Source organism: Psychrobacter cibarius (assembly GCF_016107535.1).
Taxonomy (GTDB): Bacteria; Pseudomonadota; Gammaproteobacteria; order Pseudomonadales; family Moraxellaceae; genus Psychrobacter; species Psychrobacter cibarius.
On the sequence record NZ_JABASQ010000002.1, the window covers coordinates 278,357 to 301,507 of the forward strand.

20 protein-coding genes are annotated in these 23,151 nt (G+C 42.5%); 8 read left to right on the forward strand and 12 right to left on the reverse strand.

Annotated features, from left to right (window positions below):
* Nucleotides 1-57: 57 nt before the first annotated feature.
* Both JFC08_RS03125 and JFC08_RS03130 read right to left on the reverse strand, forming a co-directional pair.
* On the reverse strand, nucleotides 58-1,098 hold the full coding sequence (locus JFC08_RS03125) for an aldo/keto reductase (protein WP_198329669.1): 1,041 nt from the start codon (nucleotides 1,096-1,098) through the stop codon (nucleotides 58-60).
* 49 nt (nucleotides 1,099-1,147) lie between these two features.
* The gene (locus JFC08_RS03130) at nucleotides 1,148-1,645 is read right to left on the reverse strand and encodes an FKBP-type peptidyl-prolyl cis-trans isomerase (RefSeq protein ID WP_109591020.1); all 498 of its coding nucleotides are present in this window, start codon (nucleotides 1,643-1,645) and stop codon (nucleotides 1,148-1,150) included.
* 335 nt (nucleotides 1,646-1,980) lie between these two features.
* Between JFC08_RS03130 and JFC08_RS03135 the strand changes: the two genes are divergently transcribed.
* The 3 genes from JFC08_RS03135 to JFC08_RS03145 all read left to right on the forward strand — a co-directional run bounded on the left by JFC08_RS03135 (nucleotide 1,981) and on the right by JFC08_RS03145 (nucleotide 3,950).
* The gene (locus JFC08_RS03135) at nucleotides 1,981-2,298 is read left to right on the forward strand and encodes a hypothetical protein (protein WP_198329670.1); all 318 of its coding nucleotides are present in this window, start codon (nucleotides 1,981-1,983) and stop codon (nucleotides 2,296-2,298) included.
* 132 nt (nucleotides 2,299-2,430) lie between these two features.
* Nucleotides 2,431-3,123, forward strand: a complete 693-nt coding sequence (locus JFC08_RS03140) for a DUF1294 domain-containing protein (RefSeq protein ID WP_198329671.1) — start codon at nucleotides 2,431-2,433, stop codon at nucleotides 3,121-3,123.
* Between the two features lie 20 nt (nucleotides 3,124-3,143).
* Nucleotides 3,144-3,950 carry a Hint domain-containing protein gene (locus JFC08_RS03145; protein ID WP_227697619.1) on the forward strand — a complete coding sequence of 269 codons (807 nt, stop codon included), beginning with the start codon at nucleotides 3,144-3,146 and terminating at the stop codon, nucleotides 3,948-3,950.
* Nucleotides 3,951-4,076: 126 nt separating this feature from the next.
* Here JFC08_RS03145 and lspA read toward each other — a convergent pair whose 3' ends face one another.
* The 4 genes from lspA to JFC08_RS03165 all read right to left on the reverse strand — a co-directional run bounded on the left by lspA (nucleotide 4,077) and on the right by JFC08_RS03165 (nucleotide 10,359).
* Nucleotides 4,077-4,724, reverse strand: a complete 648-nt coding sequence (gene lspA, locus JFC08_RS03150; RefSeq protein ID WP_198329672.1) for a signal peptidase II — start codon at nucleotides 4,722-4,724, stop codon at nucleotides 4,077-4,079.
* Complete coding sequence (gene ileS / locus JFC08_RS03155; protein WP_198329673.1) at nucleotides 4,717-7,563, reverse strand: isoleucine--tRNA ligase; 2,847 nt, start codon at nucleotides 7,561-7,563, stop codon at nucleotides 4,717-4,719. The genes lspA and ileS overlap by 8 nt, the downstream gene beginning before the upstream one ends.
* A gap of 425 nt (nucleotides 7,564-7,988) precedes the next feature.
* Nucleotides 7,989-8,576, reverse strand: a complete 588-nt coding sequence (locus JFC08_RS03160) for a protein disulfide oxidoreductase (protein ID WP_198329674.1) — start codon at nucleotides 8,574-8,576, stop codon at nucleotides 7,989-7,991.
* 145 nt (nucleotides 8,577-8,721) lie between these two features.
* Nucleotides 8,722-10,359 carry a carbon-nitrogen hydrolase family protein gene (locus JFC08_RS03165; RefSeq protein WP_045453728.1) on the reverse strand — a complete coding sequence of 546 codons (1,638 nt, stop codon included), beginning with the start codon at nucleotides 10,357-10,359 and terminating at the stop codon, nucleotides 8,722-8,724.
* 623 nt (nucleotides 10,360-10,982) lie between these two features.
* On the opposite strand from JFC08_RS03165, the gene JFC08_RS03170 reads away from it, so the two are divergent.
* The gene (locus JFC08_RS03170; protein WP_198329675.1) at nucleotides 10,983-11,612 is read left to right on the forward strand and encodes a BLUF domain-containing protein; all 630 of its coding nucleotides are present in this window, start codon (nucleotides 10,983-10,985) and stop codon (nucleotides 11,610-11,612) included.
* Between the two features lie 97 nt (nucleotides 11,613-11,709).
* On the opposite strand, the gene JFC08_RS03175 is transcribed toward JFC08_RS03170, so the two are convergent.
* Nucleotides 11,710-13,080 carry an FAD-binding oxidoreductase gene (locus JFC08_RS03175; RefSeq protein WP_227697628.1) on the reverse strand — a complete coding sequence of 457 codons (1,371 nt, stop codon included), beginning with the start codon at nucleotides 13,078-13,080 and terminating at the stop codon, nucleotides 11,710-11,712.
* A 553-nt stretch (nucleotides 13,081-13,633) separates the two neighbouring features.
* Here JFC08_RS03175 and serA point away from each other — a divergent pair.
* Both serA and JFC08_RS03185 read left to right on the forward strand, forming a co-directional pair.
* Nucleotides 13,634-14,860 (forward strand): phosphoglycerate dehydrogenase, encoded by a 1,227-nt coding sequence (gene serA / locus JFC08_RS03180; protein ID WP_198329677.1) that lies wholly within the window; start codon nucleotides 13,634-13,636, stop codon nucleotides 14,858-14,860.
* 139 nt (nucleotides 14,861-14,999) lie between these two features.
* Nucleotides 15,000-15,428, forward strand: a complete 429-nt coding sequence (locus JFC08_RS03185) for a hypothetical protein (protein WP_087814015.1) — start codon at nucleotides 15,000-15,002, stop codon at nucleotides 15,426-15,428.
* Between the two features lie 66 nt (nucleotides 15,429-15,494).
* Here JFC08_RS03185 and trhO read toward each other — a convergent pair whose 3' ends face one another.
* The 5 genes from trhO to metX form a co-directional block, all read right to left on the reverse strand.
* On the reverse strand, nucleotides 15,495-16,577 hold the full coding sequence (trhO, locus tag JFC08_RS03190; RefSeq protein WP_227697620.1) for an oxygen-dependent tRNA uridine(34) hydroxylase TrhO: 1,083 nt from the start codon (nucleotides 16,575-16,577) through the stop codon (nucleotides 15,495-15,497).
* Nucleotides 16,578-16,842: 265 nt separating this feature from the next.
* Nucleotides 16,843-17,343: a DUF2569 domain-containing protein gene (locus JFC08_RS03195; RefSeq protein ID WP_198329678.1), complete on the reverse strand. Its 501-nt coding sequence runs from the start codon at nucleotides 17,341-17,343 to the stop codon at nucleotides 16,843-16,845.
* Between the two features lie 146 nt (nucleotides 17,344-17,489).
* Nucleotides 17,490-18,071 (reverse strand): tetratricopeptide repeat protein, encoded by a 582-nt coding sequence (locus JFC08_RS03200; protein WP_045443681.1) that lies wholly within the window; start codon nucleotides 18,069-18,071, stop codon nucleotides 17,490-17,492.
* Between the two features lie 560 nt (nucleotides 18,072-18,631).
* On the reverse strand, nucleotides 18,632-19,249 hold the full coding sequence (gene metW, locus JFC08_RS03205) for a methionine biosynthesis protein MetW (protein ID WP_045443684.1): 618 nt from the start codon (nucleotides 19,247-19,249) through the stop codon (nucleotides 18,632-18,634).
* Entirely contained in the window at nucleotides 19,246-20,604 is a 1,359-nt protein-coding gene (gene metX / locus JFC08_RS03210) for a homoserine O-acetyltransferase MetX (protein WP_244656529.1), read from the reverse strand. The genes metW and metX overlap by 4 nt, the downstream gene beginning before the upstream one ends.
* 488 nt (nucleotides 20,605-21,092) lie before the next feature.
* On the opposite strand from metX, the gene hemH reads away from it, so the two are divergent.
* Both hemH and JFC08_RS03220 read left to right on the forward strand, forming a co-directional pair.
* Nucleotides 21,093-22,112 (forward strand): ferrochelatase, encoded by a 1,020-nt coding sequence (gene hemH / locus JFC08_RS03215; RefSeq protein WP_198329680.1) that lies wholly within the window; start codon nucleotides 21,093-21,095, stop codon nucleotides 22,110-22,112.
* A gap of 200 nt (nucleotides 22,113-22,312) precedes the next feature.
* A complete protein-coding gene (locus JFC08_RS03220; protein WP_198329681.1) occupies nucleotides 22,313-23,128 on the forward strand; it encodes a BPSS1780 family membrane protein in 816 nt (271 codons plus the stop codon).
* Nucleotides 23,129-23,151 lie beyond the last annotated feature (23 nt).

Consider the following 23,151-nt stretch of genomic DNA (forward strand, 5'->3'; position numbering starts at 1 on the left):
GCCTCAATGCGCTAAAGTCGGGTTTGCATCAGACCATGGTGTTACATCAAGCTAAAATTAGGGTGATGGATTGGGATGCTGGGTATGCACCGCTTCAATCGCTTCCAATACTTCTGAGCTTAAGGTTAAATGGATACTATCGATGTTAGATTTTAGCTGCTCGATCGTAGTAGAGCCAATAATGTTACTGGTGACAAATGAGCGTGAGTTAACGAAAGCCAATGCCATCTGTGCCATATCTAAACCTGCATCCGCTGCAATTTTGGCGTATTGAGCAGTGGCTGATAGCGCTTGTTCATTGGTATAGCGCGCAAAGCGATCATACATCGTCAGACGCGCACCAGTTGGGCGTTTGCCATCGAGATATTTACCAGATAAGACACCAAAGCCAAGCGGTGAATAAGCCAATAGACCCACATTCTCACGGTGCGTAATCTCGGCCATAGCGACTTCATATAAGCGATTTAGCAAACTATACGGATTTTGCACCGTGATAGGGGCGATCAAACCATTTTTATCAGCCTCCCATAGATAGCGCATCAGTCCCCAAGCCGTGTCGTTCGATAGCCCATAAGCACGAATACGACCTTTTTTAATCTCATCATTTAGCGCTTGAATGGTCTCTAAAAAAGGCGTCAAATCATCTAATGGTTGCGATGCCATCTCTTCGGTATAACCAAGTTGACTAAAAAAATTCGCCTGACGTTCAGGCCAATGCAGCTGGTAAATATCAATATAATCGGTTTGTAAACGCTGAAGATTGCCATCGATGGCGCTGCTAATATGTTCGGCATTAAGACGCGTTTGCCCATCACGCAAAAAATCCATCGGCGATATTTTGCTAGCAAGAATGACTTTATCGCGCTGTTTGGTTTTATTAAACCATGTACCCATAAATCGTTCAGTATCGCCTTGCTTGTCTTTATCTGGCGGCGATGGATACATCTCCGCCGTATCCCAAAAATTCACCCCTTCGCTTAGCGCCATGTCCATTTGTTCATGTGCTTGGGTCTCGGTATTTTGCTGTCCCCATGTCATCGTGCCTAAACAAATCTTAGAAACTTTTTCATTGAGTTGTGGCAACATTTGATATTGCATATGAATGTCCTTTGTAAATGTATTTTTATAGCTGACAGTTTTTAAGCGATTACATGAGCTTTATGCCAGTGACACCAGGCGGGGTAACTTTAAAGATTTTTACTTTAAATAACAGGGATTGTCCGGCAAGGGGATGGTTAAAATCCACTTCGACTTGATCGTCATCGAGTGCACTAATCGTACCCGGCAGCGTGTTTTTGCCTTTGTCTTCGAACTCTACCATCATGCCGATTTCTGGATTATCAGCGATTAACGCAAACTGAGTACGGCTGAAATGTTGGATATTGTCAGGATTCCAATCGCCAAATGCCTGCTCCGGCTCAAGGTGGGCAGAGCGCGTATCACCAGCACGTAGGTTCATTAACACCTGCTCAAAGCCAGGTAACAAACTTTCATCACCAATGGTGAGCGTCACAGGCGCATCACGGCTAAAGGTAGAATCAATCATCGTACCGTTCTCTAGTGATACTTCAAAGTGCAGCTTTACAAGGCTGCCAAAAGTGATACGGGTGTCTTCATTGGGAGTGATAAATTGTGAGTCGGTCATAGTAATGTGTCTTTTATAGAATAGGATCAAGAGGGTTCATTATAATAGAGAGTTTAGCATAGCTCATAGGCTAAACGTCTTGATGTGACAGATATGTATTAGGCCACTTTTATAAGCTGTTACTGATATTTTTACCAACCTACTTTATATATCTTTTTAAAAAATTAATAAATACAATGCGTTAATAGCTCAACTAAAAATTATCAATAATTAAAGTTATTCAATAATGAAATTAAGTTGACATTATCTTTCTTAATGTATATAAATGTAAACTTAATTTAAGCAACGTAACTTATCTATTAATAATTGTAAGTTAAACAACTTCTGAGATGACTATGAAAAAAGCGGTTTTGGTAATTGGAATGTTCGCATTATTGGCTCAAGGGTGTGCTACGCCACATGTTGTACAAACTAAAAAGATAAGTGATGTTAACTTATCTTGTCAGCAAATTCTTAGCGAAATAGCTGAAGCTGATGACTTTGAGCAAAAAGCACGTGCTGAGCGTAAAGCGACTGGTAAAAATGTGGCTGCCGCAATTTTATTTTGGCCAGCTTTGATTGGTACCTATTCTAATACTGAAGAAGCTATCAATGCAGCAAAAGATCGTCGCAATAATTTGACCAATTTGTATGAGCAGAAAAAATGCCGTTAATATCTTAATATCTTAATATCTTGTTAAGGTGTTTTTATGGTCACTAAAAAGCTAAGAGCTTTACTCTTAGCTTTTTTTATGAGTGCAGAAAAGTTATATAATAGTTGTAAAAATAATCGATGATAAAAAACTATGGATATTAAAACGAAAAACCTAAGCACTAAACAACAAGGTCACATTAAAAAGTGGCAAGACGACAAAGGCTTTGGTTTTATCGAAACACAGAATGGTGATTCAATATTCTTTCATATCAATGAGTTTAAAGCGCGTCGTCGCCCTGAGGTCGGTGAGCCCGTTGTTTTTACGTTTGGGCAAGACAATCAAGGGCGTATGCAAGCAAAAGATGTACAAGAGCTGAGCTTTGTACAGCAAAAAATGGCGCAAAAAAATCAGAAAATCCGTCAGCGTAATCACAAACGTAGCATGCAAGCAGACTTTGAAGCGGGACAAAAGAAACGTTTGTTCCTTGGTGTGGGCTTTTATGGCGTATTAATCTTGTTGGCTGCCATGAACAAGCTCAGCTGGCTGGTTGTGGGTTGGTATGTGGCCTTGGGTCTCATTACTTATATGATGTATGCCAAGGACAAAGCCGCTGCTCAGAATAATGATTGGCGCACACCTGAATCAACCTTGCATCTGCTAAGTGCGCTGGGCGGTTGGGTCGGTGCTATGGTTGCGCAAACGTATCTACGCCACAAGTCGCAAAAGCCTGAATTTCGAGTGACTTATTATTTGACCGTCGTTGTGAACATGGCAGGCTTGCTATTTTTATTAGCAGGTGGTGGCTTAGAGACGTTGACCGATTTACTATCAGAGTTGCTATAAATGAGAACTAAGACACAAATATGGATGACGTGATTATGAATAAGTCAGGCTTCGTCGGTGGCACATTAGTACATACTGAAATAGGTTTAGTACCAATAGAACAACTAAAGGTTGGAGATAAAGTATTATCCAAACCTGCTGATGGCTCAGGTGAACTGATATATAAAGCAATAACTAATACTATGAGTACTGAGAATATATCGGTATGGTTACTTGAGCTTTCTATCGCTGTAGACTCTTTTTTACCAATTAAAGAGAGAATTAGATTAAGAGAGTTATCTGATAGCCAACCTTTGACTCGATTATTGATAACAGAGAATCATCCATTATGGGTATATGACAAGCAATGGATAAATGCTAAAGAGGTAAAATCTCAAGATGTTTTAATTAACAAAGACTTGATTAAGTATTCGGCTGAGTCTGGTAATAATCCCTATGACACTACATCACTAAGAAAAATTTATAGAACGGATAGATCTAATATTGGTTTTGTACCAAAGTTTGACGAAGACAGTCCTGCTCAATATGGCAGCCTGATTGATTTAACCACAGGTGCAGAGATCGAAAATGGCGTCACTTATCAAGCAGTGACAGACAAATTATATGAGTACGATAAGGAGTGGGAGCAACGCCTATTAGAACAAACACCTGAAGACGAACGTGAACATGCTGAGTTCTTTGGTTTCCGTCAAGGTGAATGGAAAGATCCTGATGCCATAGATTGGGTAGAGGGCGAAGGTCCTCTTACTATGACGGTATATAACATCGAGGTCGAAGACACACACACTTACTTTGTCGGTGAGGCTGGTATTTGGGTGCATGAATAGAGACTGTACCAATGGGGCAAATTGATATACATATTCAATCGTCAAAAATAGAATAAAAAGGTGGGTTACGACTGCGTAACCCACCTTTCTTATTTGTGAATCTAACTGTATTAATGCGATTTAAAATTATGACCGCGGCATTTCACGCTTTTTTTCCAAAAACAGCATATCAATGACAATCAACGCCACACCGATACTAATGCCCATATCCGCAATATTAAAGATAGGGTAATGCCAGACATCAGCGTTGTGTACATGAATGAAGTCGATGACGTGACCATGTAGCAAGCGGTCAATGAGATTGCCAACCGCACCGCCAAGCACTAGCGCTAGACCTGTCGATAGTAGCTTGGCTTGGCGCGGGGCTTTTATCAGGTAGCCAATTAAGAACAATGACATCAATAATGCCAATCCCGAAAAAAACCACTTCTGCCAACCACCAGCATCTGCCAAAAAGCTAAATGCCGCGCCATAGTTGTATGCCAATGTCCAATTCAGAAAAGGCTCAATCACAGGCACTGGCTCATGAAAAGTCAGCTTAGTTTCAGCCAGCCACTTCGTCCATTGATCGATGATTAGCACGACCAACGATAGGAGATACCACGTAAACGCACGACGGCCATTCGCAATCATTTTTGGCGTCTTATTCAGACGACTTTTCGGTGTCGTTGAGCTGCCTGTGGTTGCATGAGCTGGCTCAGGTGATTTATCGACTTCACCATATGGCGGCTTGTTGTCTGATGATTCTGTTGAGTTAGGCGTATGGTTAGGCATAGTGGCGCACCTCACCATCACCGCTGACGTTAGTCACGCAGCGTGCGCATAATTCTGGATGTGCACTATCGGTACCGATATCATCACGGATATGCCAGCAGCGTACGCACTTGGTGCCAGCTGCGGCGCTCACATTGACCACTAAGTCTACTGATTCATCCGTGCTGGCGTCAGTTTGCTCATCTGTGCTTGTTTTATCGGCAGGAGCGTCGCTCATAGGTTTCAAAGTTGCGCTACTAGTGATTAGTACAAAGCGCAGTTCTTCACCCAGCTTGGCCAAGCTTTCATGCATTGCCCCGTCAGCATACAGATTGACATCGGCAGACAAGTTAGCGTTGATGATTTTTTCACCACGTGCGGTCTCGATATGTTTATTGACCATATCCTTTGCCAGCATGATACGTTGCCAGTCATCGTTGCTGATCGCGCTTAGCTCAAATTCTGGAAATTTATACCATTCTTCAGTAAACACATAACTGTCAGCGCCATGCAATACTTCCCACGCTTCTTGTGCGGTGAATGACAAAATCGGCGTAATCCAGCGAATGAGTGCCTGAACGATATGGTAAATCGCCGTTTGCGCAGAGCGACGCGGCTGTCCATCAGTCTGAGTCGTATACTGACGATCTTTGATAATATCTAAATAGAAGCTACCCAAGTCTTGCGAACAGAACGCAGTAATATGCTGGGTGACTTGGTGAAAATCCATTGCATCATAAGCACTGATGATTTGTGCTTGCACGGTTTGCGCGCGCTCAATGATGAATTTATCAAGGCTGACCAGCTCATTGATATCGACGCTGTTGGTCGCAGGATCAAAGTCATCGGTATTGGCAAGTAAGAAACGCAGGGTGTTACGAATACGGCGATACATATCGATCGCACCTTTAAAGACCGTTTTGCCCGCGCTCATCTCATAACGATAGTCGCTTGAGGCAATCCACAAACGCAGCATGTCCGCACCTGTTTTATTGATCTCTTCCTGCGGCGTGATGATATTGCCAAGTGACTTACTCATCTTGCGACCGTTTTCATCAACCACAAAACCATGCGTCAGTACTTGCTTAAATGGTGGGCGACCGTACATGGCTTCTGAGGTCAATAATGAAGTCTGGAACCAACCGCGATGTTGGTCAGAGCCTTCCAAGTAGATATCTGCTGGGTTGGTCAATTCATCGCGTTGTTCAAGTACGGCAAAATGCGTCGTGCCAGAGTCAAACCAAACGTCTAAGGTGTCGGTTGCTTTGTCATAGTCCGCGGCTTCCGCCCCTAAGAAATCTTCACAGCTGGCATCAAACCAAGCTTCCACACCGCCCGCATCGATTTTTTGTGCAGCGACTTCCATCAGCTCAAGCGTGTTTGGATGCAGCTCGCCTGTTTCTTTATGGGTAAAGAAAGTAATCGGCACGCCCCATGTACGCTGACGTGAGATACACCAGTCTGGGCGACCCGTCATCATGGCTTCAATACGGTTTTGTCCCCATGCTGGTGTCCAGCTTACTGCTGGAATATCAGCAAGGGCACGCTCACGCAGACCTTTGGTTTCCATATTAATAAACCACTGCGGCGTTGCGCGGAAAATAATCGGCGACTTATGACGCCAGCAATGTGGATAGCTATGCTCAATCTTGGTATGACTGATTAGATGTCCATTGTCGTGCAGTGCGGCGATGATTTTTGGATTGGCCTTATAAATGTGCTCGCCCGCAAATACCGCTGCGCTGTCTAGGTAGACGCCCGTACCACTGACTGGGTTTTCAACGGGTAAGTTATATTTAAGACCGACGATATAATCGTCAAGACCGTGACCGGGTGCTGTATGGACGAGGCCAGTACCACTATCTGTGGTTACGTGATCGCCTAGGATTAATGGCACTTGACGGTCTTCAATTAGTGGATGCTGAGCACGCAAGCCTTCAAGCTCGCGCCCTGATACAGTTGCTAGCACGCCTTGATTGCTAAGTTTGAGTTCAGTTAATGCCGTTTCAACAAGGTCAGTCGCTAATAGGAAGTTACCTTTTTCAGTCGCAACTACGCTATAGTCATGCTCAGGATGTACGGCGATGGCTTGGTTAGCAGGTAAAGTCCAAGGGGTCGTCGTCCAAATAACAGCGGCGATGTTGCCCGCTATTTCAGCCAATGGGGCAACCTTATCGGTGTCCAAAACATCGAAGCTCACATAGATAGCGTCTGAGACTTTGTCTTGGTATTCAACTTCGGCTTCAGCCAGCGCAGAACTACAGTCCAAGCACCAGTTGACTGGCTTCATACCGCGAGTCACATGACCATTGTCATAAATTTTGGCCAGTGCGCGCACGATGTTGGCTTCTTGATGGAAGTTCATCGTTAGATAGGGATTGTCCCAATCGCCAAATACGCCTAGACGTTTAAAGTCTGCCTTTTGCAATTCAATCTGGGTACTCGCATACTCGCGGCACAGGCCACGGAATTCGGTAGCAGAGACTTTTTGACCAACCTTGCCGACTTTGGCTTCGACCTTTTGCTCGATAGGCAGACCATGACAGTCCCAACCAGGGACATAAGGCGCATCAAAGCCTGATAGCGTTTTTGACTTGACGATAATGTCTTTTAGTACTTTATTAACCGCGTGACCCAAGTGAATCTGACCGTTGGCGTAGGGAGGGCCATCGTGCAAAATATATTTGGTCGCGCCAGCACGAGCCTGACGAATTTTGCCATACACGTCATCCGCTTCCCAAGCCGCCAGCCAATCAGGCTCGCGCTTGGCAAGGTTGGCACGCATTGCAAAGGGCGTATCGGCAAGGTTTAGCGTGTCTTTATAATCCTGGCTTGGCGTATCAGTACTTTTATCAGTCATAGAAGGTGTCTTTTTAGAAGATGGATTAAAAATCGATGTAAAGTCAGATGTGACATTTAGGGTAATGCTTAGCTGGCTGCTTAACCGTTGATGATCGCTTTCTCGCTTATAATATATCGCTGTGCATCAACGTCATAAATATGCTCACGTCAATAATAAATGCTATCGAGACGAATGCAACATAAAATATGCTTATGGATAATAAAATACCGTGATAGCAATAAACTAAAAAGAGGCAATGAGATTGGCAGCTATTATATGACAAAAAGGCTAGGGTAAAAAGAGCTGGTCAGTATTGTCCTTATTTTAGCTAAAACCAATCATTTATATGAGTGATGAATCACCTATTGAATCATACGGATGGCAAGCGCCATTGTCTACCGACTGGAGTCTAAATAATTGGACTCTAAGCAGCAGGCTAAGCGTTAAAAAACTGATGATAACCATAAGCGCAATTTCAGCGACCATAAGGGTTGAATGCCCGTCAAACCTTGAGTCATCTCGCCATTCTTTAAGATGACATACGAAGGCGTCACTTGTCCTTGCCAATCAGCGAAGATGCTGCCTTCTTGATCATTTATCGTCGTAAAGCGATAGGTGTTTTCATTAAGGTAGCGGTGCAGCTCTTGGTCAGTGCCTGATTTAATGGCAATCGTAACGACTGGATAATCATTTGCGGCGGCAAGTTTGTCTATCGTCGGCGAGGTGATACTACAAATGGGACACCACGTGCCCCAAAAATACACCAGCGTTGGTTGTTCATTGCTCAGCGCCGCTAAGTCAACGACTTGCCCTTGATAATCGGTCAGTTGCAATTGCGGGTTGGCTGGCATGATAGGCTGTCGCCACCAATTAACAGCGGTATAAATGACAGCAAATACCAAGCCATATATGAGTAGGTTTTTAGCGATAGACAACCCCTTTTGCTTGGGTGTTTTCTTTGGCTTTTTAATAGATTTTTCAGTATCAGTATCAGTATCAGTATCAGTATCAGTATCAGTATCAGTCGTCATAATGGCTGCTTTTTTGCTATAGGTATTGTATAAATGGCTTTAATAAGTGGTTGTTGATAGATAAAAATAAACGGCTGAAATGTCAGCCGTATTACTCATAAATTTTATTAAACCGTGTTCAGTGTTGGTATTTTAAAGTGACTGATTAAGGTTTTTGCGCACGGTTTTGTAATGGGTCACCGAGCAGGACACTACCAGAGTTTTCAAGGCGCTCATCATCGCTTAGCTTACTGGCTGATACTTTAGATTTTCTCTTCCATTTCAAACTATACAAGTCATCACGGCGATCAAGCAGATTATGTACCGAGCCTTCGTTACGGACATGAATAAGCTTGTCTAAGTTCACATCTGAAAAGAATACCATCTCAGTGTTGGCGGTGGTTTCTGCCATAATCGCATCATGCGGGAAAGCAAAATCTGATGGCGAGAAGATAGAGGACTGCGCATATTGAATATCGAGACTTTCAACCTGTGGTAAGTTACCAACCGAACCACAAATCATCACATAACATTCGTTTTCAATCGCACGTGCTTGGGCGCAGTGGCGCACGCGTAGATAGCCGTTTTGCGTGTCTGTCCAAAATGGCACGAACAAGATGTCCATGTCATCAAGTGCCATGAGGCGGGCAAGCTCAGGGAATTCAACGTCATAACAGACCAAAATACCAATACGACCGGCATCGGTATCAAACACCTTAACCTCGTCACCGCCTTCGATGACCCAAGCGCTACGCTCATGCGGGGTAATATGGATTTTGCGCTGCTCTTCGACCGTACCATCGCGGCGGCACAAGTAACTGACATTATATAACGTATCGTCCTCGTCCAAGTACGGCATAGAGCCTGTAATGACGTTGACGTTGTAGCTGACCGCTAAATGCGATATCTCATTTTTAAACCATTCGGTATAACCGGCTAAAAATCGAATAGCGACGTTTTGATCCGTCGATTCACACAGACCCATCAAAGGTGCGTTAAAGAACTCTGGTAAACAAGCAAAGTCAGAATTGTAATCAGCCATAATATCGACAAAGAACTCGACTTGCTGCAGCAGCTCTTCAGGTGACTCGACTTCACGCATTTGCCATTGGATACCACCAATACGCACCTCAGACTTACGAGTGTTTGGCTTATAATCTTGCGGCTCATAATAAATATTTGCCCACTCAAGTAGAGTAGCAAAACCTTTAGATTGTTTATCGTCAGGCAAATAAGCCGTTAAGATACGCTTGACGATAAAGCCATTTGAGAGTTGGAAAGACAATGCAGAATCATGAATTTCACGAGCCGCGACGGCTTCAATATATTCGCCAGGTGTGAGATCTTGATGGTTATGATAGTTCGGGATACGACCACCAGCCAAAATAGCTCGGAAGTTTAACTGGCGACACAGCTCTTTACGGGCATCATACAATCGACGTCCTAGGCGATAACCACGGTATTCAGGGTCGATCAGCGCATCTAAACCGTAAATGGCATCGCCTTCAGGGTTGTCTCTGATAATCTCTTTATGACCAATCAAGTCGTCGTAGGTGTGCGGGTTAGAAAACGTGGCATAATCAACACGCATAGATAACACGATGCCAATCAATTGATCATGATCAAATAAAGCGATCTGACCTTCAGGGAAGGCATCGATTAAGGTATTAATAGTGTTCTTTGACCATGCACCGCCCAAGTTGACATAGACACGATCCATTAATGCTTTTAATTGTGGATAGTCTTTTTTCTTGATTTCAGCGATGGTTAGATGAAAGTCGTCTAGTTTTTCTATTTTGCTCATAATGTTCCTGTTTTGGATCTTTATTAATTTTAGTGATATCAAATAGCATGCGTTGCCACAATTCGGTTGGCAATTTTTTGTGTAAAAAAAGTGATAAAAATATTCCAATCATAAAATATTATCGTTACAATCAATTATCACTGTATTTACAATAAGTTATGAAAATGATTTATCTTATGAATTCTGTCAGATTTGGCGTTACTGACCGTGTTTTTTGAACCTCATATCATTTTAAAGTAGCTATAAATTTAAATTAAAGTGACTATAAGTTGAAGTAACTATAAATTGAAGTGACTATAAAATTTTTCATAATGTTCACAAACAGTCGTTGGGGTTAAGACAAGCCAAGTGTTTGGTACAGATTCTAACCTGAGGATGTCAGTACAGATATTTTGTTAGCTTAACATTATTTTTAAATAGCATATCTTAGAATGCTTAATTTTGATCTATTTGGTTTTGGTCTATTTGTTTTGCTGGTTATCATAACAAGCTACTCAAGTAATGACAGTTTAACGTGGTAACTATTTGCTACGTTTTTGTGAGTCGCTGTCTTTTTTCATTGGGGCGTCGTTGTGTTTGTTTTGTTTAGCCGTATTTAATCGGTTTTTTAGGATTTTTTTATTATGCCCTCAAGTCACAACAATAGAGTCAGTAGCTGGGATGAGATAGAAGACTCAGCGCTGGTTCAATTGGTGTATGTTAGTAGTTTGACGCTTGTCTCACGTTTAAGCGCCTCTATATTTGATGAAGTAGAATGTCATGCGCGTAACTATAATCAACAGCATGGCATTACAGGTACTCTATGTTATGGTAGTGGTCATTTTTTGCAATGCATCGAAGGTGAGAAAGCGCACGTATTTGCCTTAAAGCAACGCATATTTGCGGATAAGCGCCATAAGAATACTGAAATATTGCTGTTACAGACGATAGAACATCGCCGTTTTGCGGATTGGCGTATGCGCTTATTATTTTTAGAGCGTTGGTTATGGTCACCAGCGAGCAAAAAGCAAGCCGCACAGTTATCGCTATATTTGCCATTTGCGCCGCATAATTGGTCGCCTGATCGTACCGAGAATTTTTTACAAATCATCAAAACCTTTGATACGCCGCCACATATTAAAGCGGCTGGTATTACCTATAATGCACTGGGCAACATGTTTCGTCATATCGCCGCCCCGCACCAAGCATTTTTAATCGTCCAAGGTGTTTTAAGTGTGTTATTAGTGGTAGCGCTAGTGTTGTTATTTTTATAAATAATCACTTTTATAAGACAAAAAAAGACGCTAAACCATCACGTTTAGCGTCTTTTCCATACTCGCTTATTTATTACTTTAATTATTAAATAAGCGCTTACATATCAAAAATCTTGCCACGGTTCATAATGTTATTTGGATCAAAGACTTTTTTTACCTCTCGTAAGTACTCAATCTCAGTCTCACTGCGGCTATATTGTAAATAAGGCTTTTTAGTCATACCGACGCCATGTTCAGCCGAAACCGAACCACCATACTTTTGCACGGTTTCAAACACGTGTTTGTTGACGATTTGACACTCTGCAAAGAAATCATCTTTACTCATGTTTTCAGGCTTTAAGATATTAAGATGCAAGTTGCCATCGCCAATATGACCGAACCAGCAAACCTCAAAGTCAGGGTAATTGCTGCTGACGATGTGATCAATCTCGGTGATAAACTCAGGGACATAGCTTATCAGTACGGATACATCGTTCTTATAAGGGGTAAATACTGAGATGGTCTCAGAAATGTATTCGCGCAATTTCCACAGCTCTTCAGCCTGTGCCAAGCTTTGGCTCATGACACCATCGACGACCCAACCTTGTTCCATACAATGCTCAAATATCGCCATGGCTTTATCCATGATCGGCTCGTACGGCGCTTCGAACTCTAATAGCGTATAGAACTTGGTGCGCGACTCAAATGGCTCTTGTACTTGACCGTGTGCCATCAATTTATCAATCGCCACATCATCAAAGAACTCAAAAGCGGTCAAATCAATCTCTGCTTGAAAGGCTGATAGCACATTCATGACATCATTAAAGCTGTCCATACCAAGTACCATGACATTTAAGTCTTGCGGCTGACGCTCAAGCTTGATTTGCGCGTGGGTGACAAGCCCAAGTGTGCCTTCGCTACCGATAAATAATTGGCGCAAATCATAACCCGTGGCGTTCTTGACCATACCGCGATTGAGCTGCAAGATATCGCCTTTACCAGTGACCACTGTCAGCCCCATGATCCATTGACGAGTCATGCCGTAGCGTATGACTTTGATGCCGCCTGCATTGGTGCCAATATTGCCACCGACTTGACTTGAGCCAGCTGAGGCAAAGTCGACAGGGTAGTAGAGGTCTTTCGATTCAGCGAATTGCTGCAACTGCTGCGTGATGACGCCTGCTTCGACTTCAACTATTCGATCGGCCGGATAAAACTGTCCGATATGGTTCATCTTATCCATACTGACGACAATCTCGCCATTGGCGGCGACAGCACCAGCAGATAGACCAGTACGACCGCCACTTGGCGTTAACACCACATTGTGCTCATTGGCAAGCAATACGATGGCTTGTACTTGCTCAGTAGTCTTCGGAAAGACGATGGCAGCAGCAGCAGGGGCAAAGTGCTTGGTCCAGTCCTTGCCCCAATACTCTAAGCTCTCAGGGTCGGTTTTGATTTGGCTGGCGTCAAACTGATGAACATCCATCAAAGTGCTCAAAATAGTTTGAACCGCAGCTGTATGGGTTGCAGAGGTGCTTTGGCTAGATAAAGAAGTCATGGTCAAATCTCGGTATAAACGTAAGCGCTATGCCTAAAGGGGATTATTATATCGCTAAATGGATATAAACATAGCCACATAGGTATGTTTATATAGTACGTATTTATATGATTATAAGTGAGCCAGTAAAGCAATGATAGAAAGATGTCATGTTGCGTGCTTACATGGCGATAAATGGCAAAAAATAGTTTAATAAACGTTGAACAGCGTGATTTACTATAGCATAAAAAGTTTTCAGGCTTGATAACCAATAATTCATCTAATCTGCTAACATCGCCGCCCAATTTTGTGTAAGATATCCAGACTGTTTTCGTTTCACCCACCCTATAGTTAAAGCATTGGTAAGTGGTTACGACGTTAACCTCATTTAATGTACTCAGTGTATGGTTTGCGCTTGGTTACTTTGTACCTACTTTAAACGGCTTCGACTACAGATTATCCCTCAGATAATTTTACAAGACAATTATAGGACAGTTCTCATATGGCGTTATCACTACAAAAAGACAAAATCCGGTTTTTATTGCTTGAAGGTCTACATGACAATGCTTTAAAAGTATTGGAAGGGGCTGGTTATCATAATATCGAAAATATCAGTCACGCATTAGATCAAGATGAGCTGATCGAAAAAATTAAAGACGCTCACTTTATCGGTATTCGTTCGCGTACTCAATTGACGCGCGATGTACTTGAGCATGCAAACAAACTTATCGGCATTGGTTGCTTTTGTATTGGTACCAACCAAGTCGATCTAGATGCCGCTCGTGACTTAGGTATTCCCGTCTTTAACGCGCCATACTCAAATACCCGTTCGGTGGCTGAATTGGTATTGGCCGAAGCCATCATGCTATATCGCGGCATTCCTGAAAAGAACGCGACCGTACATCGTGGCGGTTGGGGCAAGTCTGCGACCAACTCACATGAAGTACGTGGTAAGACGATCGGTATCGTCGGTTATGGTTCTATCGGCTCGCAACTGTCTGTCTTGGCAGAAAGCTTTGGTATGAAAGTCATTTATCATGATGCTGTGACCAAATTGCCACTAGGTAATGCGGTACAAGTAGGTAGCTTAGAAGAGCTACTATCAACGGCTGACATCGTGACTTTGCATGTACCTGATGTACCAAGCACCCGCTATATGATGAAAGCTGAGCAGTTCGCCCATATGAAAGACGGCAGCTACTTCATCAATGCCGCTCGTGGTACTTGCGTAGAGATTGATGATTTAGCCGCTGTGCTTGAATCTGGTAAAATACTGGGCGCGGCGATTGACGTGTTCCCGAAAGAGCCAAAATCAGCTGATGAAGAGTTTGAATCTCCACTACGTAAGTTTGATAACGTTATCTTGACGCCGCATATTGGTGGTTCAACGCAAGAAGCGCAGGCCAATATCGGACTTGAAGTCGCTGATAAGTTCGTTAGATACTCTGACCAAGGTGATACGGCAACCGCAGTCAACTTCCCAGAAGTTTCTGTTCCGTTCAAAGAAAACTCACACCGTCTGCTACATATTCATAGAAACGTACCAGGCGTGCTGTCACAGATTAACCGTCTGTTTGCAGAAGCAGGGATTAACATCCTCGCGCAAAGCCTGATGACAGAGGGCGATGTCGGTTATCTAGTGATGGATGTTGATTATAACGATTCAGATGCCGCACTAGATCAACTAAAAGACGTAGAAGAAACGATTCGTGTGCGTATTTTGTTTTAAGTTATAGTGATAACTTATTCATAAAAAAGAGGCTAATAAGCCTCTTTTTTATTTTTAAACTATTATTCAGTAAATGCTTACGATATCATTACTACTCAATTGTTGATTAATTATTCATGGACTACTACAGGAACATATTATGTCAATGGCTTTTGGCTTCTGCACAGCATCTGATGACCAACTAGAAAATATAATTAATGGTAATATCGACCTTCATGAAATGCGTTGGAATACTGACAATCAGTATGAAAATTTCATTCAAGAATCATTCGAGTTTTATTCCATGGAAGTGCTAGAAATTTTGGGAAGTGGTGATTACCCGTTATCCAACTTATTATTTTTAGCAAAGGAAGATAAAGAGTTTTATGAGGCACAGGAAGGTCTTTTATACGATTCTGATGCAGTGACGCAAATTGTATCAGACTTTCAAGAGACAGACTTAAATGAAGTGGTATCAGATATGGGTTATGCAGAAGATCAAGATGTAATTAACCTGTTCCAAAAAGTTCAAAAACTATTTGAGTTCGCAAATGAGAAAGATATTAATGTGATAGGTTTCATAATTTAAAGTAATGTGGCAAGTTTTCTTACAATAAATCTGCCACATTTTTTAATAGACAATATTTACTTGCAATTATTTTTTAGCTTGATTAGCGTCTTCCGCTTGACGACGTGCTTCAATTTTAGCGGCTTTGCGTTTCTCAATCACATCAATCACATCACTACCAATATGCGCTTCGCCACGTTTCTTCGCCAGCTGCATTTGATGCTCGCGCTCACGAAAGCGTGCTTTTTGCTCGTCGGTCGCTTTATCAATGCAGTGTGGGCATGACTCGCCTTTGATGTAAGCAAGGCTTTGCATGTCATCGACAGTAATGGGCATACGGCAGGCGAAGCATTGCTCATAGTTGCCTTTTTCTAAGTTATGATTGACCGACACGCGGTTATCAAAAACGAAGCAATCGCCTTGCCACATAGAGTCGCTGGCTGGGATTTCTTCTAGATACTTCAAGATGCCGCCCTCTAAATGATACACCTCTTCAAAGCCTTGCTCACGCATATAAGCAGTCGACTTCTCACAGCGTATACCACCAGTACAGAACATCGCGACTTTTTTATGTTTGGCTGGATCCATCTCTTTTGCGACGTATTCTGGGAACTCGCGGAACGTTTCGGTATTTGGATTGACGGCATTTTGGAACGTACCGATTTTAACTTCATAATCATTACGGGTGTCGATAAGAATGACGTCAGGGTCTGAGATTAACGCATTCCATTCGCTTGGTTTTACATAGCGTCCAACTGATTGCAATGGATCAATATTCTCTACGCCCATTGTAACGATTTCTTTTTTGAGCTTCACTTTGGTACGATAAAAAGGCTGAGCATCGGTATAAGATTCTTTAAAGGTAAAGCTACCAATCGCTTCGATACTGCGCAGATACTCAAGGACGTTATCGATACCTTGGCGTGTGCCAGAAATCGTACCATTAATGCCTTCATTGGCAATCAATAACGTGCCTTTGACATCATTATCGAGCATATTATTTAAAATTGGCTCGCGGTATTGCTCAAAATCAGCAAAACGCGTGAACTTATATAGAGCGGCAACGACGATGTTATTGGTGACGCTATCGTAGGCTGGGGCTGATTTGTTGTCGGTGACAGTGCTGTTTTGGATATTGCTAGCTGTATTATGGTCTTGAATGGTACTCATTTTTTTCTCCTGCTGGCTAGGTCGCAAACCTAGTGCGTTGGGTTTAAGGTGCTTTTTAAAATTAACGGTTGAAACTAATTGGTAAGATTCATAACACTAGCGCAATTGTGGAATTGGCTAATGGGGGCGTAGTGTAGCAAATTTTGCAGAGTTTTTGAACATAACTCATACCCATAATGTTCGCAATATGAAGATATAGTGTACGAAAAACCTCTCATGGATTGAAATCTCTACAGTTGAAACAAAAAATAGGTAATTGTAGTCATCACAGTTCTTTCACAAAAGTAGCTTGTACTCGCTTCGAAATAAGAATGTAGGGTATCCATATAAGACAAGCGACAAGCGTTCGAACCAGCTCTTTAGTCGTATCAGGATCGAAAATAGGATCATTAGGGAAAATAATTTTAACCGCCATCGCATCGATAATGATGAATACGAGAGTAAACAGTAGAATGCCGATATAGAACTTTGGAAAGACAGCCTTCTTCAAGAAGAATAAGAATCCAACAAATATCCATGTGAGCACTAATGCACCATTAATAGTCATTTCTGCTAATATGATTGGCGCCCACATAGGATGATACGCTTCGGTTCCTGATGAGGTCAATATATCCCAAGAACCATCTTTGAATATTTCAGAATAAAGTGGAAAAATCAGAAAGATGATTCGTAAAGGTGAAGCTACTATCCCAAGAGCGACCAACCACAGCCAACCGCCTATCCCTTCTAACGGTTCTTCGCCTATCCCTTTTAAGTGTTCTGCCACCAAATTCTCCTTTAGTCATTGATTTAAAATTAAGCTGTAACTAGTAAACGTTGTCTCATGATAAGTCAACCTAAGCTGATATTATAGATAATAAAAAACCCAGCAGTTACGCTGGGTCTTTATTGTCTATAATTTTATTAACTGGTTTACTTACTCTGGAACCAAGTATCCGCTTTGCTACGAGCGCTAGCGATATCTGAGCTTGATAAGTTCAATGCCAATTGTCCGATTTTACCGCGTGCTTTATTACGTACTTTTTCATCAAGCATGCCATCACGGGCAGCCAAATCGTACCATTTATAAGCATCGACGAGATTTTTTTGCTTTTCATCGAGCAATGCAAGGGTATAGCTGGCACGGTTATCGCCACGCATAGCGGCTTTTTCTAACCAAACTTTCGCTTGTTGCAAGTTAGGCTGCACACCTTCACCACGCAAATACATGATGGCAAGATTCAACTGAGCAGGGGCAACGCCTTGCTGAGCCGCTTTGGTATACCACTGGATAGCTTGTTGGGTATTCTTTGCAATGCCTTCGCCTTTCTGTAAGCGCTTGGCTAAATAAAACTGAGCGTGATCGTTACCTTGGGCAGCGCGGTTAGACAGTTCACTAACTGGCATTAGCTCAAAACGTGACGTATCAAGTGGCACGTTTGATATTAACTCAGCGTTTGCTAGACCTGCACAAGAAAATAAGGCAGTAAACAACGCAGCTTTTAATAATTTCATAGCAGCTCCAAAATTAGGCAGTTAATAAGCAAAAAAAGTTGCACCGCTAAAAGGGTTTAGACGGCGATAACAATTAGGTGAAATCTTGCGATACCAACTTACCTAATCATTAGCAATATAATTAATCGATGTGTTGTGGCAAATTCCTTTAATCGAACCGATAAACGGTCAGAATCAGGGTGCGATTGACACTATTTTGCTAGCTTAACACCCAAACTTACGAAACTCAAATACTAATTACATGATTTAATGCTTATTCATACCTCATTGTCCTCAATAAAATCATAGAGTTACTTAAGCGTAAGAATAAATTAATAAGTCATTAAGGTTAAAATTTGTATTTATGAGTCGTGCTACCGCTTTGAACCAATGCTAGGGCGTGTCTTCAATTCAATCGATTATCTTCTAAATGGGCAAAAATGATTAAATTTTGCCAAACATCGTCAAATAGCTTAGCAATATCTCGATATTATTTGCGCTACTATCCTTGTTTGACGGCAATTTATCTCACTTTTATCACCATTTTTAAAATGAAGATACGCCCCAAGTAGATAAATCTATTATTCAGGTTTTTGTTTGGTGACACGATAGATAGCGACGTCTGCCAATAGGTTGGGTGCTTGGCGTATCAATGCTTTCATAAGTGGCGTATGACCTTTCTCAGAATCGCTAACGGCAAAGCGGTTGACGATATGAATATCATGCTGCGCACAAAGCTGCTCAAAATCTTTAAACGTACACAGATGAATGTTTGGGGTGTTATACCACTCATAAGGCAATGCCTCTGAGACAGGCATCATGCCTTTAAGCCCTAAATGAATGCGGTTTTGCCAATGAGCAAAATTGGGGAAGGTGATAACGGCTTCGCGGGCAACACGTAGCATGTCAAGCAAGAGCACATCAGGTGATTTGACCGCTTGCAGCGCCCGTGCCATGACGACGGTGTCGAAACTGTTATCAGCGAAACGTGCCAGACCATCATTCAGGTCTTGCTCGATGATAGATAAGCCTTTGGCGATACCATCATTGATTTTTTCTTCGTCAATCTCAAGTCCGTAGCCTGTGACGCCGCGATTTTGTTGTAAATGCGCGAGTAGCTCACCATTGCCGCAGCCCAAGTCGAGTACATGTGAGTGCGGCGCAATCCAGCGCTCAGCCAATTGATGATCCATTCTCATGAGCGTGCTCCTGATTTTTGCTGGCTGCTTTGATTTGTGCTTTGTGCTGGTTGTTTTGATTTGCTGTCGGTGATAAATGGCGCAGTCAAAAATCCTCGGACGGCACCCATATAACGGGGAATATCAAATAAGAAGGAATCATGACCATGCGGCGCATCGACATTGATGTAGCTAACTGGTTTGCCAGTGGCCATCAGTGCATCGACAATCTCTTGTGAGCGCTCCGGTGCAAAGCGCCAATCCGTGGTAAATGAGACCACTAGGTATTGGCATTGCGTATGGGCAAAGGCGGCTTTGAGCGCAGACAGCTCTTGCTGACGATTCTGTTCACTTTCATCTATCGTTGCCACCGTATCTTCTAACGCAGGTTGCGTGCTTTGTTTACTAGATTCCACTGATGTGGCAATCGAGTCCTTAAGCTGTGCTGCTGATTTTGTCGAATCTGTTGCCATGGCTGATGGATAATCACGTGTTGGATCAAAATAATCCAAAGCTTTGGTCATGAGCAAATAAGTATTGGCATCGAAATTTTCGCTAAAGCGCTCACCTTGATAGCGTAAATAGCTCTCCACTTGGAACTCAACATCGTAGCCATACATAAATTTGCCAGACTTTAAATCACGACCAAATTTCGCCTTCATCGCGTCATCGGTTAAGTAGGTGATATGCCCAACCATCCGAGCCAATATTAGCCCGCGACGAGGGTAGGTGCCTGCTTGTAAATAGCGTCCGTCTTTAAAATCAGGGTCAGACAATATTGACTGACGCGCCACCTCATTAAAGGCGATGTTTTGTGCTGAGAGCTTTGGCGTGCTGGCAATGACCACGCAGCGTTTTAACCGATTTGGATAATCGACTGACCATTGCAGCGCCTGCATACCACCCATGGAACCACCAACAATGGCGTGCCAAACTTCAATACCGAGACGATCTGACAGCATCGCTTGGGTTTTTACCCAGTCCTTAATAGTGACGAGCGGAAAGTCAGGACCATAAACTTGCGGTTCATTGCTATCTGGATTAATCGTTGTCGGACCAGTAGAGCCGAAACAGCTGCCGATGTTGTTGACACATACGACATAAAACCGATTGGTATCGATCGCTTTATTAGGGCCAATCATATTGTCCCACCAGCCGGCTTTTTTATCATCAGCACTATGAAAACCGGCTGCGTGATGACTGCCGGATAGGGCGTGGCAAATGAGTACCGCGTTTGATTTGTCGTTATTTAGCGTGCCATAAGTTTCGATGATTAAATCAAACGATGGCAAAGTACGATTACATTCTAACGTCAAGGGCTCAGCGAAATGAAAAATCTGAGGCGTGATAATGCCGACTGAACCGACTGAGTCCACAGGATTAACTAAGCTCGCCGAATGAAGCGTATCTGTCGGGGACTGGTCACTGGTATTATTAGGGCGTGCGTTCAAAGCTACCTCGCAAGACAACAATCATCAATAAAATAAAAAGGGCAAACTGTCGATAGGCAGTGTTGCCAATACTGCTTTGCCGACACTGTTTTCTAAATGTTTTTCTTACAATGTGCTTGCCTATTGTATGGTGATGCGCGTAGGAGTACAACCGTCGAGCGAGTCTTTTGAGCATAGTCTTTTAAGCATGGTTCTTAGGGTCGATGGATGGTAGGTAGAGAAGGGTTAGGGTGAATCAATGATTGATGACTGTCAATAAATAGCAACTAAGTATCAAATTGTATAAGGGTGCTTTTACCATGCGTTATTAATGGATAAAATGCTACACTAACAAAGCATTTAATCAATCATGACTTAATAATCTTTTATCGCATATTCTTCTTTAATTAACCTAATAATAAAATAGTGCTGCTATGAAACCTGAACTGCCTCCCCGTATTGCCGTCCTATTAGTGAACCTAGGTACGCCAGATGAGCCAACAGCGCCAGCTGTCCGTCGTTACTTAAAACAGTTTTTGTCTGACCCCCGTGTCATCGAGATTCCGAAATTCTTGTGGGCGATTATTCTCAATTTGTTTGTATTGCCAAGCCGCCCTAAACGTGTGGCAAAAGCCTATGCCAGTATTTGGGAAGGCGACTCACCGATTCGTAAGATACTAAAGAGCCAAGTGGAGCTATTGGAACCACGGCTTGCAAATAGTGCCGCGCCATTTCGGGTTTCTGTCCATCCGGCGATGAGCTATGGTAATCCTGGTCTACCTGATGTGATGGATACTTTGCGCGGTGAAGGCGTTGATCACTTTGTTATCTTGCCATTATTTCCACAGTATTCTGCTTCCTCTGGTGGTGCTGTTTATGATGCACTGACAAAGTGGACGCTCAAGCAGCGTAATTTGCCGAATTATACTATTGTCAAAGATTACTTTGCGCATCCGCGGTACATTCAAGCATTGGCTGATTCGATTCGCCGCTTTCAAGCAGAGCATGGCAAGCCTGACAAGCTGATGTTTAGCTTCCACGGTATCCCGCAGCCTTATGCTGATAAAGGTGATCCGTATCCTAAGCGTTGTAAATGTACCGCTGCACAAGTGGCTCACGCGCTTGGTCTAAAGGATGACGAATGGATTATCAGTTTTCAATCACGCTTTGGCAAGCAAGAATGGGTCAAGCCCTATACCGACGTGGTATTAGAAGAGTGGGGCAAGTCAGGTGTGCGCTCGGTACAAATCATTAGTCCGGCTTTTTCTGCTGATTGTCTGGAAACGCTAGAAGAGCTGGCCATCGAAAATCGTGAAAACTTTCTTCACGCGGGTGGACAAGAATATCACTATATTCCTGCATTAAACTTGGATGAGGCGCACATTGATTTGCTCGAAGCGCTTAGTGCGCCATTGGTCAAAGGCTGGGCGGGAACGCTAGATGGTTGGGCTTAATTGACTGTATTTGTAAATCATAAAAAATACCGGACATCATGTTCGGTATTTTTTTTGACTAAATAATTTTAATGAGTTTTATTAAAATAGAATAAAGTTGGGATTTTTTGTGACTGATATGTAAGACTATGCCAAATAAACTTTTGTTTCATTGTCATTGTTAGTTTCACGTTTGCTTAACTTTATTTTTGAGGATAAACATGTCCAGCTCTAATTATTCACAACTCTCTGTGTCTCTACAAAAACCTAACGGTCAACCACCGAACTTACCGCCCACTGACGAGTATGGCGGCCTATTACCGCAGTTATTGGTAGAACCTCGAATGTGCCAAGCAGCATGGGGTATAAGTTGGATTACCAAAGCATTTGCAATATTTAAAGATCAATTTTTATTATGGTTAGCTATTGGTGTTGTTTATTTAATCATTGCTATGATTGGTAGTAGCGTACCCGTGATAAATTTCATTTTCCCTTTTCTTTCCTTTGTGTTTGTTGGTGGAATAATAAAAGGTTGTGCCGATCAAGCTATAGGTAACGAGCTGAGGTTTGACCATCTTTTTTCAGCCTTTTATACGCATCTCAAGCCATTAGTTATTTTATTCGTCTTGTATTTAGTGGCTGTTATTGTTGCAATGATACCTATGCTGATTATATTCGGTGGTATGGCTTTGTCTTTAGCTCAAGAGTCAAGTGACGTTGCGATTGCAGGTATGGTATTGGGTGTTTTATTGGTTTTTGTACTACTATTTCCTGTACTTATGGCTATCTGGTTTGCACCTGCTTTAATTGTGCTTCACAACATTGAGCCTGTTCAGGCAATGAAAATGAGTTTTAAAGGGTGTTTAAAAAATATCTTACCATTTTTCGTTTTTTGGTTAATTGCTCCTATAATAATGATATTGATGGTAGTTTTTACACTAGGACTAGGTATGTTAGCACTGCTTCCAATAGGTATGATTACCTACTACACCAGTTACCGAGACGTTTGGACAGATCAGCCATTGTCAGCGCTATAGTTGGTTGCTTAACAGACCCTGAT